Genomic DNA, 17140 nt, shown 5'->3' with positions numbered 1-17140 from the left:
TCCATGCCTGCCGTCATCCCTGCCCCGGCCAGACTGTAACGAGCGCCGCGCGACTTGCCCACCCTGCCGGTCGGCCTGCCCGGAAGGCCTACACTGCGCCGATGTCCACCTCCGCCCCCTGCCGCAGCGGCTGCGCCGCCTGCTGCATCGCGCCGTCGATCAGCTCGCCGATTCCCGGCATGCCGCAGGGCAAGCCGGCCGGCGTCCCCTGCGTGCAACTGGACGAAGCGCTGCGCTGCCGGCTCTTCGGCCGGCCCGAGCGTCCGGCCGTCTGCGCCAGCCTGCGCCCGCAGCCGTCGATGTGCGGCGCCTCGCGCAGCGAGGCGATGACCTTCCTCAACGCGCTGGAAGCGGCCACGCGGCCCTGATCTCAGCGCACCGTCGCCGAGGCCTTGGCCTTGCGCGAGGCGAAGAACTTCCTCACCGCCGCGGCCGCCGCGACCACGCCCAGGAACAGCAGCTTGCCGAACTTGGCCAGGACCAGGCCCAGCTTGGCCAGCAGGCCGGTCTTGGCCGCCAGGCCGCCGCCGATCAGCGCGGCCACGCCGTAGGCGGCGACCTTGTCGGTGGACGGGTTGTGGTCGGCATAGCGCGCGCCGGCGTCGAACTCGGTCATCGGCAGCAGCTGCTGCATGCCGGCCTGCACCTTCGGCAGCTCGTCCATCGCCGAGACCGCGTTGAGGCTCAGGTAACCGTGGCGGCCGAGCACGCGGATGTCGTAGTTGAGCGTGTGGCTGGGTTGGCCGTTGAAGGCCAGCTCCTTGGCCCAGTACAGCTTCTTGGCTCCGGCGTCGTAGCGTGGCGGCACCGCCCAGCCCACCAGGTCGACGCGGCCATAGCCGGCCTTCTCGCGCTCGGCGTTGGCCTCGCGCGTGCCCTCCTGCATGTTCTTGAGCAGCTCGTCGTAGTTGATCTTGGACGCGTCGGCGTCGGAGACGTAACCCTCGTCGTCGTAGGTCACCACCACCGCCCAGCTGTCCTGCTCGTCCAGCCCCGGATGGGTGGGCACCACCATGCCCAGCACGGTGTCGTCCTGCGGATTGCCCCACAGCTGCTCGAGTACCTTGCGGGCGTCAGACTGGTCCAGATAGCGGAACTGCGTGCCCAGGTTGAAGTGCGCGTGGGCCGGGCCGACCTCGATCTGGCCACTGCGGAAGTGCAGGCTGTCGATGAGCTGCTGGGCCTGTTGCCCGTCCTCGGCCAGCACCGGCAGGGCCAGTCCCATCAGGCACGCGACCGCCAGGCCGCGAAGCGTCGTCCGCATCGTCTTTCCCCTTCGTCCATGTGGGCATCCCCATGCCCGGGGCGCCGAGTGTCGCCCGAGTCACCGCTGGCTGACAACCCGGTCAGCCGTTGTCCTGCCCCAGGTACTGGTCCTTCAGCCGCACGTAGTGCTGGGCCGAATACAGCAGGCCTTCGATGTCCTTGTCCGACAGCTGCCGCACCGGGCGCGCCGGATTGCCGACCCACAGTTCGCCGCTGCCAACCCGCTTGCCCGGGCCGACCACCGCGCCGGCGCCGATGAAGGCGTGATGCTCGACGATCGCGCCATCGAGCACGCACGCGCCCATGCCGATCAGGCAGGCATCGCCGATGGTGCAGGCGTGGATGATGGTGCCGTGGCCGACGGTGACATCGTCGCCGATCAGGGTCGGATAGCCGCCCTTGTTGTACGGGCTGTGGTGGCTGACGTGGACGATGGTGCCGTCCTGCACGTTGGTGCGCGCGCCGATGCGCACATGATTGACGTCGCCGCGAATCACCGTGCCCGGCCAGACCGACACATCGTCGCCCAGCTCGACATCGCCGATCACCGTGCACGCCGGGTCGACGTACACGCGCTGCCCCAGCACGGGGCGCTTGTCCAGGAAAGGGCGCAGGTTGCTCATCGGCGCAGTGTAACGGTCGGCTCCCGCGGCGGGCCTGGGTTAGGCTGTGCCGCCCTCGCCGCCGCGCCGTCGCCCATGAAGATCGCCAGCTGGAACGTCAACTCGCTCAACGTGCGCCTGCCGCACCTGGAACAATGGCTGGCCGAGTTCGGGCCGGACGTGGTCGGCATCCAGGAAACCAAGCTGGAGGACCACAAGTTCCCCGATGCGGCGCTGGCCGCGGCCGGCTACCGCAGCGTGTTCGCCGGGCAGAAGACCTACAACGGCGTGGCGCTGCTGGCGCGCGGGGCGATCGAGGACGTGCAGATCGGGATCCCCGGCTTCGAGGACGAACAGAAGCGCGTGATCGCCGGCACCATAGGGGGCGTGCGCGTGATCAATCTGTACGTGGTCAACGGCCAGGACGTGGGCACCGACAAGTACGGCTACAAGCTGCGCTGGCTGGAGGCAGTACGCGAATGGATCAAGGCCGAGCTGGCCGTGCACCCGCAGCTGGTGGTGCTGGGCGACTTCAACATCGCCCCCGACGCGCGCGATGTGCACGATCCGGAGGTCTGGAACGAGACCCACATCCTCACCTCGGCCGCCGAGCGCGAGGCGCTGCAGGCGCTGCTCGGCCTCGGGCTGCACGATGCCTTCCGCCTGCACAGCGAGGAGGCCGGCGTTTTCAGCTGGTGGGACTACCGGATGGCCGCATTCCGCCGCAACCTGGGGCTGCGCATCGACCTGACCCTGGTTTCCGATGCGCTCAAGCCGCGCGTGACCGCCGCCGGCATCGACCGCGCCCCGCGCAAGCTCGAACGGCCCAGCGACCACGCCCCGGCCTGGGTGGAGATCGCCTGACCGGCGCCCATGGCCACACTGCGCCCAAGAAAAAACCCGGGCAGGGCCCGGGTCTTCTCGCTTCCTGGCTGGCGCGCGCCGCGCGCCAGCACGGCTGCGCTTAGCGCACGCTCTTGCGGGTGAACAGGTTCACGATCGCAAGCAGGATCACCGCGCCGAGCAGCGACCACAGGAAGGTGCCGACGGTGATGGCCTGGTTGATGCTGCCGCCGCCCAGGAAACCGGCGATGGCCGCGCCGACGATGCCGACGACGATGTTCAGGATGATGCCCTGCTGGGCGTCACGACGCATGATGATGCTGGCGAGCCAGCCAACGACGCCGCCCACAATCAGCCAAATGATGATGCCCATGATGCTCTCCTCGATTCGTAGGGTGAAAAGCCCCGTCGCGGGGGTGGGACGATTTGGCGGCCGCAGGCGTGAAACCGTCGTATACGACCGACGTCCGGCTCGTGCCAAACCCCTTGAAAATCAGGGTCGCGCGGGTCGCTGCGCGCCGCGGCCTTCACAGGCGCAGGGCTGGTTCTCCGACGAATCTCCATCGCATGGCCTGTCGCATGCACATGGCTGAACCGAGCGAAACGTTTTTCCTGCAGCGCCGCATCGGGCCGCTGCAGGTGTGGTGGACCTCGCATCCTGCGCGCGGTTCGGGCGAGCCGGTCGCGCGTCCGCTGCTGGCGGCGTGGTTCGACACCGCGCCCGGGGCGCTGCCGCTGCAGCGCGATCCGCGCGGGCGCCCGCGCCTGGAAGGCGCGCTGGCCGCGCATGATGTCGGCTGGAGCCACAGCGGCGATGCGCTGCTGCTGGCGACCGGGCCTCGGGTGCAGTTGGGCGTGGATGTCGAGCGCCTGCGTCCGCGTCCGCGCGCGCTGGAGCTGGCCGAGCGCTTCTTCGCCCCCGCCGAGACCCAGGCGCTGCGCGCACTGCCCGAGCATGAGCGCACCGGCGCGTTCCTGCGCCTGTGGTGCGCCAAGGAAGCGCTGCTGAAGGCGCACGGGCATGGCATCTCGTTCGGACTGGAGCGGCTGGCGTTCGCGCCCATCGGCGGCCTGGACGCGCTGGACGCCGCGCCGCTGCGCCTGGTCGCCTGCGATCCGCGCCTGGGCGCGCCCTCGGACTGGACCCTGCACCAGTGGCAGCCGCACCCGCACTACCTGGCGGCGATGGCCTGGCGCGCGGCGCCGGACGGTGCGGCCCCGGGCCTGCGATAAAATCGCCGGCGATGACCCACGATTCCCTCCCCGCCGGCCTGGACGCGCCGCTGCGCGACGGGCTGGCCGACCTCGGCCTGTCCACCGCGCTGGCCTCGCCGCTGCTGGCCTATCTGGCCCTGCTGGTGCGCTGGAACGGCACCTACAACCTCACCGCCGTGCGCGACCCGCGGCAGATGGTCACCCGCCACCTGCTCGATTCGCTGGCGATGCACCGTTTCGTCTCCGAGGGCACGCTGGCCGACCTGGGCACCGGCCCCGGCCTGCCCGGCATCCCGCTGGCCATCGCCCATCCGCGCCTGCAGGTGACCCTGGTGGAGAGCAACGGCAAGAAGGCGCGCTTCCTGCGCGAAGCCGTGCGCCAGCTGGGGCTGACCAACGCCAGCGTGGCCGAGAGCCGCGCCGAGGCGCTGGATCGCCCGGGCGCGTTCGATCGCCTCACCGCCCGCGCGCTGGACACGCTGGCCGGCATCGTCGAGGTCGGCGGCCACCTGCTCAAGCCCGACGGCCTGCTGCTGGCGATGAAGGGCGTGATGCCGCACGCCGAGATCGCCGCCCTGCCCGCCGGCTGGCGGCTGGTGGACGCCGCGCCGCTGACCGTGCCCGGCCAGGACGGCGAGCGTCACCTGGTCACGGTGGGACGCGCCTGACCGAAACCCGCATAATCCCCCGTTCCTTTCCCATTCCCCCAGGACACGCCCTCGCATGGCCCGCATCGTCGCCATCGCCAACCAGAAGGGGGGCGTGGGCAAGACCACCACCGCCGTGAACCTCGCCGCCGGCCTGGCGCGCACGCCGCAGCGCGTGCTGCTGGTGGACCTGGATGCCCAGGGCAACGCGACCATGGGCAGCGGCGTGGACAAGCGCCAGATCGAGGCCTCGGCCTTCGAGGTGCTGCTGCGCGAATGCGAGGCGCGCGCGGCGATCGTGCGCACGGCCGAGGACTTCGACCTGCTGCCGGCCAACATCGACCTGACCGCCGCCGAGATCCAGCTGATGGACCAGCCCGAGCGCGAGCAGCGCCTGAAGTCGGCGCTGGAGCCGCTGCGCGCCGACTACGACTGGATCCTGATCGACTGCCCGCCGGCGCTGTCGCTGATGACGCTCAACGCGCTGACCGCCGCCGATGCGGTGCTGGTGCCGATGCAGTGCGAGTACTACGCACTGGAAGGCCTGTCTGCGCTGATGGACACCATCAGCGCCATCCGCGGCCGGCTCAATCCGAAGCTCGAGATCGAAGGCGTGCTGCGCACCATGTTCGACGTGCGCAACAACCTGGCCAACGCGGTCTCGGCCGAACTCACCGAACACTTCGGCGACAAGGTGTTCCGCACCATCGTGCCGCGCAACGTGCGCGTGGCCGAGGCGCCCAGCCATGGCCAGAGCATCGTCGGCTACGACCGGACCTCGCGCGGTGGCGTGGCGTATCTTGGCCTGGCCGGTGAACTGATCCGTCGCCAGCAGGAGCGCATGCGTGCTCCGCTTCCCCCCATGGAGACCTATTGATGTCCGCCGCCCCGAAGAAGCGCGGCCTGGGCCGCGGCCTGGAAGCGCTGCTCGGCCCCAAGGCCGCCGAGACCGCACCGGCCGAGGCCCAGCCTGGCGAAGTCCTGCGCAACGTGCCCGTGGGGCAGCTGCAGCCGGGCCGCTACCAGCCGCGCATGGCGATGGACCCGGCCAAGCTGGACGAACTGGCCGACTCGATCAAGGCCCAGGGTGTGATCCAGCCCATCGTCGTGCGCCAGCAGGACGATGGCCGCTACGAGATCGTCGCCGGCGAGCGCCGCTGGCGCGCCTCGCAGCAGGCCGGCCTGGCCGAAGTGCCGGTGGTGGTGCGCGAGCTGGACGATCGCACCGTCATCGCCATGGCGCTGATCGAGAACATCCAGCGCGAGGACCTCAATCCGCTGGAAGAGGCGCAGTCGCTGCAGCGGCTGATCAACGAATTCTCGCTGACCCACGGCCAGGCCGCCGAGGCCGTCGGCCGTTCGCGCGCGGCGGTGTCCAACCTGCTGCGCCTGCTGGAGCTGCCGCCGGCGATCCGCGCGCTGCTCGAGGCGCGCCGGCTGGAAATGGGCCACGCCCGCGCGCTGCTCACCCTGTCGCCGGAGCTGGCCAGCAAGCTGGCCGCCGAGGCCGCCGACGAAGGCTGGTCGGTGCGCGAGGTCGAACACCGCGCCTCGCAGTTCGCCGCCGGCCGCGTGCCGGTCAGCGGCAAGAAGAAGCCGGCCCGGGCCGTGCCGCAGGCGGATATCGCGTCCCTGCAGAACGAGCTGTCCGAGACGCTGGGCACGACCGTGGCCATCGCGCACGGCCGTAACGGCCGCGGCAAGCTGGTGATCCACTACACCGATCTGGACACGCTGGAAGGCGTGCTGGAGCGGCTGCGGGGCAAGCGGGACTGAGCCGCACAGGAAGGGCAGCGCCGAAGCACCGCCTTCATGCCGTCATTCCCGCGAAAGCGGGAATCCAGGGACGTTGCGCTCATCGCTTTTGCTGCTGCGGTTGAAGGCGTGAGTGCAGGCAATGGGTGGCCGCCGCAGCTGCGAGCTCCCGGCGGAGCTTGCCTGGATGACGAACTGCAGTCCGAGCCCGAGCACCCTGCAAACCGTCGTTCCCGCGTAGGCGCGAACCCAGCGCCTCGATGCTTCCCTGCGGAAGTCCCTCGATTCCCGCCTTCGCGGGAATGACGGTGCGATGTCCCGGGATGGTGGAGTGATGGCGGGTGTCCGGCCGCTCACTCCCCCTGCAGCTGCGCAAGACGCTGGCGCAGGCGCCTGGACTCGGGCTTCAGCGCGATCATCTTCTGCAGCTGTTCGATGGCCGCCTGGCGGTTCCCCGTTTCGCGATAGACATCGGCCAGGCTGTCCAGAGCGTCCAGCGAGCTGGGATGGATGCGGGCGTTGAACGCCAGCACGGCCACGGCCTTGTCCGCCGCCTTGCGCTTGAGCAGCTCGCCGGCGACCTGTTCCAGCGGCTGACCCGGGAAGTCGTAGCGCTGCGGGACCGCCTTCCACTGCTGATCGAGCCAGCGCGCGATCTGCGCCGCATCCAGGCTGTCGGCCTGCTTGTACAGGTCCCAGTGCACCGACATGCGCAGCATCGGGCGCGGCTTGCCCGCCAGGATGGCTTCCACGGCGTCGCGCGCCGCCTCGACGCTGTCGTCCTGCGCATTGTTGGTCAGCATCACGATCTGGATGCCCTGCTCGGGCAACAGGGTCAGATCCGATTTGAAGCCCCGCCAATCGCCGCCATGGGTGACCATGCGACGGCCGAGCGCTGAGTCCACCAGCTTGAAGCCGAAGCCGTACGGCACCTTGCTGCCATCTGACAGCGTGGCCGACGTCGTGGCCAGCGCCCAGTTGGCCTTGGACATCGCCCGGCCCTGCTGGAGCGCATCGGCCCACAGCTGCAGATCGTGCGTGGTGGAATAGATGCCGCCGGGACCGACGGGATAGAAGTTCGGAATCTGGTCGAACGGCTTGCGGCTGCCGTCCGGGCGGACGATGAAACCCCATGCGCGCGGCTGGATCAGCGCATCGTTGTCCGGCAGGCGCACGCGCGTGTGCATCATGCCCAGCGGCTTGAAGAACTCCCGCTGCAGGTACTCGGCGTAGTCCATGCCCGAGACGCGGCCAACGATCTGCGCGAGCAGGATGTAGCCGGTGTTGCTGTACTCGAAGGCCGAACCGGGCGCGAACAGCGGCGGCGCCTTGTGCTGCGCCAGCAGCGCGACCGCCTCGTCGCCGCGCATCGCCGTGGCGACCTCGCCCCGCTTGAGGAGCTGCGTGTAAAGCGGGAAGACATCGGGCACGCCCGAGGTGTGGGTGAGCAGCTGGCGCAGCGTGATGTCGGCATAGGGCAGCTGCGGCAGGTACCTGGCGGCCGGGTCGTCCAGGGTCAGCTGACCCCGCTCGGCCAGACGCAGCACGGCCGCGGCCGCGAACTGCTTGCTGACCGAGCCGATGTCGAAGGCATCCTCTACCGTCAGCGCGACCTGCGCGCTGGCGTCGGCCTCTCCCAGGGCGCCCTGGTAGACGACCTTGCCGTGCTGCGTGACCAGGAAGCTGCCGTTGCAGACCCTCACGGCATGGCAGTTCTCGAAATAGCGCGCGACCTCGGCGGACCGAGCGGGGCCCGCGTCGGGCACGCGCGCGAACACGGGCAGGACCGCACAGGACATTGCAACAACGGCCAGGCGCGGCATGCGCTGGGCCAGCTTGCGTAGAGCATCCATCGGAGTTTCCTCTGTTTTTCTGTACTAATACAATTAGTACAGATGGGATAAAAAAGACGCCTGCCGATGCAGGCGCCGTGGCGATCGGCCAACCGTGCTGGACAGCCGTCGAAGGCAACTGTACTATTTGTATTAGTACACATCAACAGGAGCGACGACGTGGCCCGTACCGCAGCGCTGATGATCCAGATCGCCACCGGCGATCCACGTCCCATCGTGCGGCAGATCACCGATGCGGTCCGCATGCGGATCGCGACCGGAGAGCTGGCCCACGGGCAGCAGCTGCCCAGCGTGCGCGGGCTGGCGCAGCAGCTGACGATCAATCCCAACACCGTGGCCAAGGCCTATGCCGAGCTGGTGTCCGAAGGCTGGCTCGATTCGCGGCAGGGCATGGGCTTCTACGTCGCGCCACCTCGGCAACGGCTCTCCGATGCCGAGCGCGAACGCCGGCTGGATGAGGCGGTCGCCACGTTCGTCAACGACGTCGTCCCACTCGGACTGCCGGCCAAGACCGTGCAGCAGCGCATCGCCGACGCGTTCGAGCGCGCGCTTCCGCGCAAGCGTGCGTGATGGAGACTTCCGACACGTTCGGCGCCAGGGACGGCGCGCACGATCTGGCGATCGAGACCGTGCGGCTGAGCAAGCGCTACGGCGACAAGTTCGCGCTGGACGGGCTGGACCTTCGCATCCAATGCGGCCAGATCCACGCCATGGTGGGCGCCAACGGCGCGGGCAAGTCCACGCTGTTCCGCATCTTGCTCGGTTTCCTCTCGCCCAGCGGCGGACAGGCGCGCATCCTGGGCCGCGACAGCCAGCGGCTGACGCCCGGCGACCGCGCCCGCATCGGCTTCGTCAACGAAGAACACACGCTGCCGGGCTGGATGCGGGTCGAGGAGATCACCGCGATGCAGCGACGCCAGTATCCGCAGTGGCGGCAGCCGATCTTCGATGAGGTCATCGGCCACTACCGGCTGCTGCCCACGCAGAAGATCGCCCAGCTCTCGCGCGGCGAGCGCGCCGGCTTCAACCTGGCCCTGAGCCTGGCGCAGTGTCCCGAACTGCTGATCCTGGACGAGCCCACCCTGGGACTGGACGTGGTCGCCAAGCGCGCCTTCCTCGAATCGCTGCTGCACAGCAACGTCATGGAAGACCGCACGGTGATCTATTGCTCGCACCAGATGGAAGAGATCGAGCGCGTCGCCGACAACCTCATCCTGCTCGAGGACGGCAGGCTCAGGCATATGTCGGCGCCGGAAGGCTTCTGCGAGCGGGTCACCTACTGGATCGCGGACATCCCGTTCAAGGGTCCGCCGCACGAGACGATTCCCGGCCTGATGGAAGCGCGCCGGCTCGACGGCCTGCATCACTACCTGGTGCTGGATCAGGACGAGACCTTCGCCGACTTCCTGCGCGCCGCGGGCGCCCGCTCGATCGACGCCATGCCGGTCAGCCTGGACCGCGCGGTCAACGCCTTCCTGTCGATGCGCCACGCGGCCCCGCCCGCCCACTGACGCCAGTCCTGAGACACATCATGTGGAGCCTGTTCAAGGTCGAATGCGTGCGCTTCCGCACCTGGGCCGTCATCGCCGCGCTCGTGCACCTGTGCGCGCTGGGCTTCGGCACCCGCCTGATGGATCTGGCGCAGCAGACCCTGCCCATCCATCGCGCCATCGGCGGCGTCTACGCGCTGGCCGGTGCGCTGCTGGGGCTGTATCAGATAGGCGGCTATCGCCGCGGCAGTCACTGGGTCACGCTGCTGCATCGCCCTGTGCCACCGACGCGCATCGCGCTCACGTTATGCGGCGCGGCTGGCGTGGTCCTGCTGGTCGCGGTGCTGCTGCCGACCTTGCTGCTTGCCGCCTGGCAGCAGGGCACGACGGCGCGCGTGGTCGATCTGCGTCATTGGCTGCTGCCGGGCGCCGCATGGCTGAGCGCGATGGCGGGCTATCTGGCGGGTGCCTTCTGGGCATTGCGCGGGCCGCGGACCGCGCTGGCGGCCGTGGCGCTGCTGGCCTGGCTCGCGTTCGCCGATGCGACCGGGATCGCGATGCTGGCGGTCGAGCTGCTGGTCGCCGCCTGGCTGCTCGCCCTGGTGCTGTGCGCCTTCAGGCCCGATGTCGGGGCCACGCCGCGTGGCCCGTGGGCGAGCGCGCTGCTGGCGCTGCCCCTGAGCGCGGGCGCATATCTGGTCGTGCTGCTGATGCTGTTCGGCGTGGAGTTCCTGTGGATCGCGCAGGGCTCGCATCCCCTCAACACCGCCGTGCCGCCGCCCGGCGGCCACACGGAGGCGGAGAAGATGGAGCCGCGCGCGCGCATGCTGAGGGCGCTGCACGACGCGCGGCCTGCCGATCTGGAGCGGCTGCAGGCTGCGGTCGAGGCGGGCAAGCCGCAGCGCCTGATCGTTCGCTTCCGGCAGCTGCCCCAGCGCAACGCACTGAGCAACCTCACATCCCTGCAGTTCGACGATCCGGAGCGCCACGTCCGCTGGACCTTCAGCCATGACCGGATGCGCCTGCAGGGCGAGAACCTGCTCAACGGGCGCGCCGTCGGCACGTTGGGCATCGGACCGCAGCGCGAGGCGTTTCCGCGCGTGGCCGTACCGATCGGTCACCTGCCCGGCCTGCCCGACGACGACACGGTGCTGCTCGCCGGCGACACCTTGTACCGGTACGACAGCGCCTACCAGATCATCACGCGCTGGCTCGCTGTTCCCAACGACGAGACCATCGCAGGCGTCGGCCGCATCGGTGGGCGATGGGTCCTGATGAGCGACAAGGCGCTGTACTTCTTCCGTGCCGATCCGGCCCTGGATGATGCGGCTTCGTCGAAACTCCTGACGCGCATCGCGTTACCTGCTGCCGCCGCACGACTGAGCAGCCTCGACATGATCGCCCTGAGCGACGGCGTGCTGGTCTGCCTGGTGGACTCGGAACTGGCGCATACCGAGGACGGCACGCGACCCGCGCTGTTCCTGCTGCGCGGCTTCGATGACGGAAGGTCGGCAGTGCTGCATTCCACGCCCCTGTCCTTCGACTACCCGGCCCTGCATCGCTATCGGAGCTGGTGGCCTTCGCCCGCGCTGCACGCTGCGCTGGGACAGGCGCGCGCCGTGTTCGCGCCCACCTCGCCATTGTCCGCTGCGACGCCCGCGCCCATGCCCATGCCCATGCCCATGCCCATGCCCATGTCGATCATGGCGTTCGCAGGGTGCCTCTTGTTGGCTTCCGCCGCGTGCGCCTCTTACTACGCGCATCGCAGAGGTCTTGCAGGACGAGTCCGCCTCGCGTGGATCGTGTTCTGCGGACTCGTCGGTCTGCCGGGGCTGGCCGCCATGATGCTGATGAGACCGCGCGCACGGCCCAGCTTCTGATGTTCGTCTCTCAGCGCTGAGGCGCGCGCCGGGGCCGTCCCGGCAGCGCCTTGCGGTCACGCCGATACCCATGGTCGCCGACACCTAAATTCAGCGCACTCAGATCGCACCGACGCGCTCCAAATTTCCGGCGCGATGCGTGTACGATCGGGCGCGGGGAGGCGGCGCGACACGGACGGGGACACGCAGGATGGATCCAGTACGGTCCAAGACGGCACTGCTGTACAGCACGGTCAGGCGCGCCCTGCAGTCGGGGCGCTATGTCCCGGGCGAACGCATCGACCCGGCATCGCTCGCCCACGAGTTTCATATGAGCCCGACACCAGTGCGATGCGCGCTGTATCGCCTCGCGGGCGAAGGCGTGATCGCCGATCACCCACGTCATGGCTTCCAGGTGCCGCTGCCGACCGAGCTGGGCCTGCGCGACCAGTACGACTGGATGGAGCAGCTGCTGGTCCTGGCCTGTACCTCGCCAGTTCGCAAGGTGTCGCCGTATCCCAGTGTGCTGGCCGCAGCTGACGACGACGTGCCGAAACGGACGTGGAAGCTGTTCGATGCGATCGCACGCAGCGGCGGACAGTGGTCGCTGCATCAAGCCGTGCGCCGTAACAACGACCGCCTGGCGCCGATCCGCCGCGCCAAGCGGGAGTTGATGATCGACGATACGGAGGAGCTGGATCGGCTCCAACAGCTTTTCCTTGATCGTGACGCTCGGCACTTGGAGCAGGCGCTGCGGGAGTATCACGCCCGCCGCAAGCAACTGGTCCCGCAGATCGTCGCCCTGCTGGCCGAGCGCTGCGACCGCCTGCATTGAAGCGGGTCAAAAGAATTCTTCAAATACACAACAGAAATTACTTGAGAACACGCCCTCGCCATCCCAGGCTGACCCTGTCATGGAATCGCCATGACACAACCCAAGGAGACAGCGATGGACACCAACGAGAAGGCACGCGATACCGCTTCCACGGACATCATCGAGCTGGGCGTGGCCAGTGTGGAGACCAGGGGGAGTGTCGGTTCCAATGAACCGATAGGGGGCCACCCCGGTCCGGGGATTTCCGAGGAGTAAGGCAGGGGCGCGCCGAAAGGCGCGCCTCTCTCCAGGGGGCCGCATGAGCATCCAATTGAATCCTGATCTTTCGTTCTGCGAGCTGGATGGCCGGCTCGTTTTTCTGGATATCGAAAAGGACCGGTACTTTTCGCTTTCCGACGAGCTCGAGCGCAGCTTTCGCCGCTACTGCGAGACTCACAATCCGCGAGACCTGGATATCGAACGCCTCGTCGCGCACAGAATTCTGCAACAGGAGCCGCCAACGAGTTTCTCCAATCCGCCCGCGCCTCTTGAAACTCCGGAGTGGAGCGCAGTGGAGGCGAGTCGGGCGCCGAGGGGGTTCCCGTTTCGCCTGATCATCGATGTCTTTCGCGCTGTGATCGGGGCGCGAAATTGGCTCGGGACACGCACCCTTGGAGAGGTCGCCAGAGCGCTGCGCAGGAACCGGACACACGGCAGGACCTCTGATCGCACGGCGCCGAGCGACGAGCTGCTCCTGCTGGCCGCCAGTTTCAACATCGTCCGACCCTACGTCCCCATCCAGATGCGCTGCCTGATCGACTCTCTGGCCCTTATTCGCTTCCTGCAGGAGCATGGGCATGACGCACAGTTGGTAATTGGCATCGCGTGCGATCCGTTCTCCGCGCACGCATGGGTGCAAAGCGGCTGTTGCGTACTGAACGACACGCTGGGCTCCGCGGAGTCCCATGTGCCGATCCGGGTGATCTGATGCCCTACGACTACATCGTGCTCTTCGCCGAAGATGCAGAACGCGCAAGCGTCCTCGCTGAACTCACCCGTCTGGGGATGCGATCTCGCGGCCAGGTTGGCCGGGCGACGCTCTTCGCGCCGTACACGACGCCTGTGGCAAAGCTGCCCGGCGGCGGTCTATGCGTGGGAAAGCTCTACGACAGTCGCGGGCGTGAGGCTGAGCTCACATCCGTCCTTCCGCAGCGGACGGAGAAAGGAATCATATTCAGATGGCTGCTCGAGCACTTCTGGGGCCAATATGTGCTGCTGCTTCCTGACGACGACCAGAGCGAGGCCATCTCGGTATTGCGTGATCCTTCCGGCGCCGTGAGTTGCGCCTTTCAGGCGCGTGAGTCTTGCCGCTTTTTGACCTCAAGCGTCGCCATCGCCGCCGCTGCTGGACTGTATCGCAGCGTGATCGACTGGACGTTCATCCAACACTGTGTGGCCTACCCTCACCTCAAGCTGGAACGTACGGGGCTGGACGGCATCCAGGAGCTGCTTCCTGGCAGCACCGTTACTCTGACCGCGCAAGGCGGCGCGGACGGCCAAGCGGTGTGGACGCCGTGGCAGTTCATGGGAAGAGCGCAGCACCAGCGCGATCCTGAGGCAGCGGCCGGCGCGGTACGTGAGTCGGTGACCAAGGTGGTCGATGCCCTGGCCAGCGAGGATGGCAGTCTATTGCTTGAGCTTTCTGGCGGGCTGGATTCCTCCATCGTCGGCGCATGCCTGGCCAAAACGTCCGCGCGAGTAGCGTGCTGTACCGCAGTCACGCCGCTGCGCGGGGCGGACGAGCGCCGCTATGCCGCGCTGATCGCCGAGCTACTGGATGTGGAACTTCGCGCATGCACGCTTGACTTCGATGATGCACAGATCGACTTCCCGGTGCCGGCGTCGTCGTTGCGCCCGGCCGTGTGGGTCCTGAGTCGTAGTGTCGGCCGGATCATGGACGAGGCGGCCGAAAAGGCCGAGGTGAGCGCGATGTTCTCCGGCGGCGGCGGAGACACGGTGTTCGCTTACCTGACCACGGCCTCGCCAGCTGCGGACGCGTTCCGGGCTTGCGGATTGGCGGAGGGATTCAAGGCGATCGGCAACCTCAGCCGGCTGCACGGCTGCACCTTGGCCAAGGCCGCAAGGCTGACCCTGCGCAAGCTCTATCGGCGGCCGCACTGGCCTCCCGCACCGGACACACGGTTTCTCAGCGCAAGCTGGCAACTGCCTCCCCTGAAACCCCACCCCTGGTTCAGCGCGCCTCGGAGCGCGCTCACTGGTGACCGGGAGCGCGTCCTGGGGCTGATCGGCACCCAACTCTTCGGCGACGCAACGCCGAGGGGCAGCGGGCGTCGCGTCCGTATGCCCCTGCTCGCCCAGCCCGTGGTGGAGGCCTGTCTGCGCGTCCCCAGCTGGATGTGGATTGACGGCGGACGGAACCGTGCCATCGCACGCGATGCGTTCTGCGGGAATCTGCCCAAAGCCATCCTCAACCGACGCAGCAAGGGCACTTTCATGAACTACACCGCCGGCGTGTATCGCAGGCGCAGGCAGGCCATCGCCAGCTTCCTGCTGGAGGGCAGCCTTCAATCCCAGGGCCTGCTGGATCGAGCGGCGCTCGAGCGTTATCTGACACAGCCCCCGGTCGCGCGGGACAACACTTTCATGCGCCTCTTCGATCTCTGCATGATCGAGAACTGGGTGCGTCATCATCGCTGACGCGACGGTGCGGAATTCTCGGCAGGCATGGGTTTGCCTTGCCTGCGCATCTCACGCCAGTGAACGTACTGGGCCTGCTTGTTCGGGGACGGGTCTTCGGCGCCCTGCAGCCAGAACCTGAACCAGTCCACATTGCGCTCATAGACCGCCAGCTTGTGCCGGGGCTGGAACTTCTGATGCGGCTCGTTCGGGAACACGTAGAGATCCGCCCTTCCCCGTCGTATCAGCTCCACCGCATAGTCCAGCGCCGGAAGGTATTCCTGCTCCGGCATCTGGAACAGGATAGGCGCCTGGATGCGGTCAACATTGAATTCCGGCGACAGCAATTTCCAGCGCTCGGGCGTCTGGTCGGGAGCGCCCAAGCCCCAGAGTTCCTTCAACCCGGCCGTGAACATATCGCCTTTCAACGATCCGAACAGATAATAGGTGGAAGAGACCGAGGGCGAACTGACCGACGCCGCCGAGAGCAGATCGGTTTGCATGGCGACCCACAACGTCACTTCGCTGCCGAAGCTCAGGCCGCCCATGCCTACGCGGTGCGGGTCGATGCGATGCTCGCCGGCAAGCTGCCTGACCGCGCTGTCCACCGCCGAGCGCGCGTCCTCGTAGCGCGACAGCGGATCCAGCCGATACGGCGTGTCGTTAATGCACAGTGCGGAGATCCCGTTTGCCGCGAGGCTGGCGAAGGGCCACTCATCGCCTACCCCGCCACGGACGAAGCCCGAGCACAGGTAGTAGTTGACGAACAAGGGCGGCGCCGGCTGCCCAGGCGATAACCTGGCGGCATAGAACTGGCCAGTGAAGACCTGCCCGCGCGCGTCGCTCCAGCGCAGGGGAATGGCGGGCGTCGAAGCGGCGAGCGCATGACCCAGGGCGGCGTTGGGATCATGCAACACGTACGTACTTCCACGATCGATGTCGATGGCCTCCAGACGTGGCGGCTGGTTCGCGCTGGCGCGGACGCACACCAGCGTGTGGGCGGATACCCCGCATCGGCTGCCGATCTCGCGGCCGCCGTTGAGCAGCCCAGCCGCCCTGGCCACCGCGTGGACCTCGCCCGTCCGCACATTCCATCGAAAGATGGACTGCGCGCCGCCGGCCAGACGATCGGTCACGGTGAACAGGACCTCGTCGCGTCCCGGCCGCCACTGGATGGTCGAGATCGCCTGACCCGTACACAGCGCATGCGTGCATACGACGGGCGGGCGGCGGTCATCGAGCGTGGCCGCCGACAGCCTGACGTTGGGCGGCGACTGCAGACCGGCCTTCTCGCCGAAGCGGGTGAGCGAAGCGACCCAGCGACCGTCGGCGGACACGGCGGTTTTCCACGCATCCGGGAACCGACGGACGATGCGCGCTTCGTCCGGGGTGACGCCCTCCGACGCCTGTCCGGCCTCGACGAGCGCTCCGGTCCAAAGATCCAAGGCCTTCCAGCGGTCCGGCACATCGGCCAGCAAGGAGGCGCGATCGAACCAGACGCCAGCGTAGCGCTGGGTCGCCAGCCTCCCATCGACGGCACCAGAGCGCACCAGCCCCTGCCCGATGGGCACCGTGCCGTCGATCCGGACGCCCCGGTCGTACTCGGCCTGCTCTGCGGCCGCGACAACCTCGCGCTCGGCGCCAACGCTGTAACGCAGGCTACGACCATCCCGCGAGAGCGAGAATGCCCGCACATCAGACGAGTCTTGTGTGGCGGGCCGCGCCCCGCGCCCATCGGCCGAGGCACGCCAGACATCGAGCCTGCCGTCGATCAAGGCGCGGTAGTAAAGCCATCGCCCATCGCCAGACCAAAGCACCGTGGCGGGCAAGGGCGTGCCGGCCGAATCGCGCAGCACCACACCACCGTCGGCGACCCGCCTGGGCAAGGCGCCCGGCTCCAGCGACTGCACGTACCAAAAGGCGTCGTAGGTATTGCGCTCCACCGAGGCCTGCTCGACCCGATAAGCCACTGAGCGGCCATCGGGCGAAATCACCGGCGCCCCGAAATCGGCGACTTCCACCAGATCCCGTGGCTCGACCGCGGTCATGGCGACCGCGTATCCGGGCACCAGCAGGGTCAGCAATATCAGCCGTCGCAT

The 17140-nt window shown here is 68.1% G+C and carries 18 protein-coding genes; 13 read left to right on the top strand and 5 right to left on the bottom strand.

Translation table 11 applies throughout. The features are described from left to right. Window positions 1-101: 101 nt before the first annotated feature. Window positions 102-368: a YkgJ family cysteine cluster protein gene (locus ACFJIT_RS18170; RefSeq protein ID WP_379654501.1), complete on the top strand. Its 267-nt coding sequence runs from the start codon at window positions 102-104 to the stop codon at window positions 366-368. Window positions 369-370: 2 nt separating this feature from the next. Here the strand turns inward: ACFJIT_RS18170 and ACFJIT_RS18165 are convergent, their stop codons facing one another. Next, window positions 371-1264 carry a DUF2167 domain-containing protein gene (locus ACFJIT_RS18165; RefSeq protein WP_379654500.1) on the bottom strand — a complete coding sequence of 298 codons (894 nt, stop codon included), beginning with the start codon at window positions 1262-1264 and terminating at the stop codon, window positions 371-373. Between the two features lie 82 nt (window positions 1265-1346). Further along, window positions 1347-1889 carry a gamma carbonic anhydrase family protein gene (locus ACFJIT_RS18160; protein ID WP_130532013.1) on the bottom strand — a complete coding sequence of 181 codons (543 nt, stop codon included), beginning with the start codon at window positions 1887-1889 and terminating at the stop codon, window positions 1347-1349. Between the two features lie 75 nt (window positions 1890-1964). Here ACFJIT_RS18160 and xth point away from each other — a divergent pair, with 75 nt between their 5' ends. Beyond that, complete coding sequence (gene xth / locus ACFJIT_RS18155) at window positions 1965-2732, top strand: exodeoxyribonuclease III (protein ID WP_130521613.1); 768 nt, start codon at window positions 1965-1967, stop codon at window positions 2730-2732. Window positions 2733-2832: 100 nt separating this feature from the next. On the opposite strand, the gene ACFJIT_RS18150 is transcribed toward xth, so the two are convergent. Next, on the bottom strand, window positions 2833-3084 hold the full coding sequence (locus ACFJIT_RS18150) for a GlsB/YeaQ/YmgE family stress response membrane protein (RefSeq protein WP_130521611.1): 252 nt from the start codon (window positions 3082-3084) through the stop codon (window positions 2833-2835). Between the two features lie 212 nt (window positions 3085-3296). Between ACFJIT_RS18150 and ACFJIT_RS18145 the strand changes: the two genes are divergently transcribed. The 4 genes from ACFJIT_RS18145 to ACFJIT_RS18130 are packed head-to-tail and all read left to right on the top strand — an operon-like array spanning window position 3297 to window position 6349. After that, the gene (locus ACFJIT_RS18145) at window positions 3297-3944 is read left to right on the top strand and encodes a 4'-phosphopantetheinyl transferase family protein (protein WP_379654499.1); all 648 of its coding nucleotides are present in this window, start codon (window positions 3297-3299) and stop codon (window positions 3942-3944) included. An 11-nt stretch (window positions 3945-3955) separates the two neighbouring features. Next, entirely contained in the window at window positions 3956-4594 is a 639-nt protein-coding gene (gene rsmG / locus ACFJIT_RS18140; RefSeq protein ID WP_379654498.1) for a 16S rRNA (guanine(527)-N(7))-methyltransferase RsmG, read from the top strand. A 55-nt stretch (window positions 4595-4649) separates the two neighbouring features. Further along, the gene (locus tag ACFJIT_RS18135; RefSeq protein WP_130532011.1) at window positions 4650-5450 is read left to right on the top strand and encodes a ParA family protein; all 801 of its coding nucleotides are present in this window, start codon (window positions 4650-4652) and stop codon (window positions 5448-5450) included. After that, the gene (locus ACFJIT_RS18130) at window positions 5450-6349 is read left to right on the top strand and encodes a ParB/RepB/Spo0J family partition protein (RefSeq protein WP_130521603.1); all 900 of its coding nucleotides are present in this window, start codon (window positions 5450-5452) and stop codon (window positions 6347-6349) included. The genes ACFJIT_RS18135 and ACFJIT_RS18130 overlap by 1 nt, the downstream gene beginning before the upstream one ends. A gap of 332 nt (window positions 6350-6681) precedes the next feature. Here the strand turns inward: ACFJIT_RS18130 and ACFJIT_RS18125 are convergent, their stop codons facing one another. Then, window positions 6682-8181, bottom strand: coding sequence for a serine hydrolase (locus ACFJIT_RS18125; RefSeq protein WP_379654497.1), 1500 nt, complete (start codon window positions 8179-8181; stop codon window positions 6682-6684). A gap of 159 nt (window positions 8182-8340) precedes the next feature. Between ACFJIT_RS18125 and ACFJIT_RS18120 the strand changes: the two genes are divergently transcribed. From ACFJIT_RS18120 to ACFJIT_RS18090, 7 genes are all read left to right on the top strand, one after another. Next, window positions 8341-8751 (top strand): GntR family transcriptional regulator, encoded by a 411-nt coding sequence (locus ACFJIT_RS18120; RefSeq protein ID WP_205953642.1) that lies wholly within the window; start codon window positions 8341-8343, stop codon window positions 8749-8751. Further along, window positions 8751-9692, top strand: a complete 942-nt coding sequence (locus ACFJIT_RS18115) for an ABC transporter ATP-binding protein (RefSeq protein ID WP_379654496.1) — start codon at window positions 8751-8753, stop codon at window positions 9690-9692. The genes ACFJIT_RS18120 and ACFJIT_RS18115 overlap by 1 nt, the downstream gene beginning before the upstream one ends. A gap of 20 nt (window positions 9693-9712) precedes the next feature. Next, window positions 9713-11551 carry a hypothetical protein gene (locus ACFJIT_RS18110; RefSeq protein WP_379654495.1) on the top strand — a complete coding sequence of 613 codons (1839 nt, stop codon included), beginning with the start codon at window positions 9713-9715 and terminating at the stop codon, window positions 11549-11551. A gap of 190 nt (window positions 11552-11741) precedes the next feature. After that, complete coding sequence (locus tag ACFJIT_RS18105; RefSeq protein ID WP_379654494.1) at window positions 11742-12365, top strand: GntR family transcriptional regulator; 624 nt, start codon at window positions 11742-11744, stop codon at window positions 12363-12365. Between the two features lie 114 nt (window positions 12366-12479). Beyond that, on the top strand, window positions 12480-12620 hold the full coding sequence (locus tag ACFJIT_RS18100; protein WP_379654493.1) for a benenodin family lasso peptide: 141 nt from the start codon (window positions 12480-12482) through the stop codon (window positions 12618-12620). A 43-nt stretch (window positions 12621-12663) separates the two neighbouring features. Continuing rightward, entirely contained in the window at window positions 12664-13332 is a 669-nt protein-coding gene (locus ACFJIT_RS18095; RefSeq protein WP_379654492.1) for a lasso peptide biosynthesis B2 protein, read from the top strand. Next, a complete protein-coding gene (locus tag ACFJIT_RS18090; RefSeq protein ID WP_379654491.1) occupies window positions 13332-15062 on the top strand; it encodes an asparagine synthase-related protein in 1731 nt (576 codons plus the stop codon). The genes ACFJIT_RS18095 and ACFJIT_RS18090 overlap by 1 nt, the downstream gene beginning before the upstream one ends. On the opposite strand, the gene ACFJIT_RS18085 is transcribed toward ACFJIT_RS18090, so the two are convergent. Then, window positions 15053-17125 (bottom strand): Atxe2 family lasso peptide isopeptidase, encoded by a 2073-nt coding sequence (locus ACFJIT_RS18085; RefSeq protein WP_379654490.1) that lies wholly within the window; start codon window positions 17123-17125, stop codon window positions 15053-15055. The genes ACFJIT_RS18090 and ACFJIT_RS18085 overlap by 10 nt on opposite strands. Window positions 17126-17140 lie beyond the last annotated feature (15 nt).

Origin of the sequence: Pseudoxanthomonas sp. UC19_8 (assembly GCF_042700505.1) — a bacterium.
Classification (GTDB): domain Bacteria; phylum Pseudomonadota; class Gammaproteobacteria; order Xanthomonadales; family Xanthomonadaceae; genus Pseudoxanthomonas_A; species Pseudoxanthomonas_A winnipegensis.
This window is presented reverse-complemented; position numbering and strand designations above follow the sequence as displayed.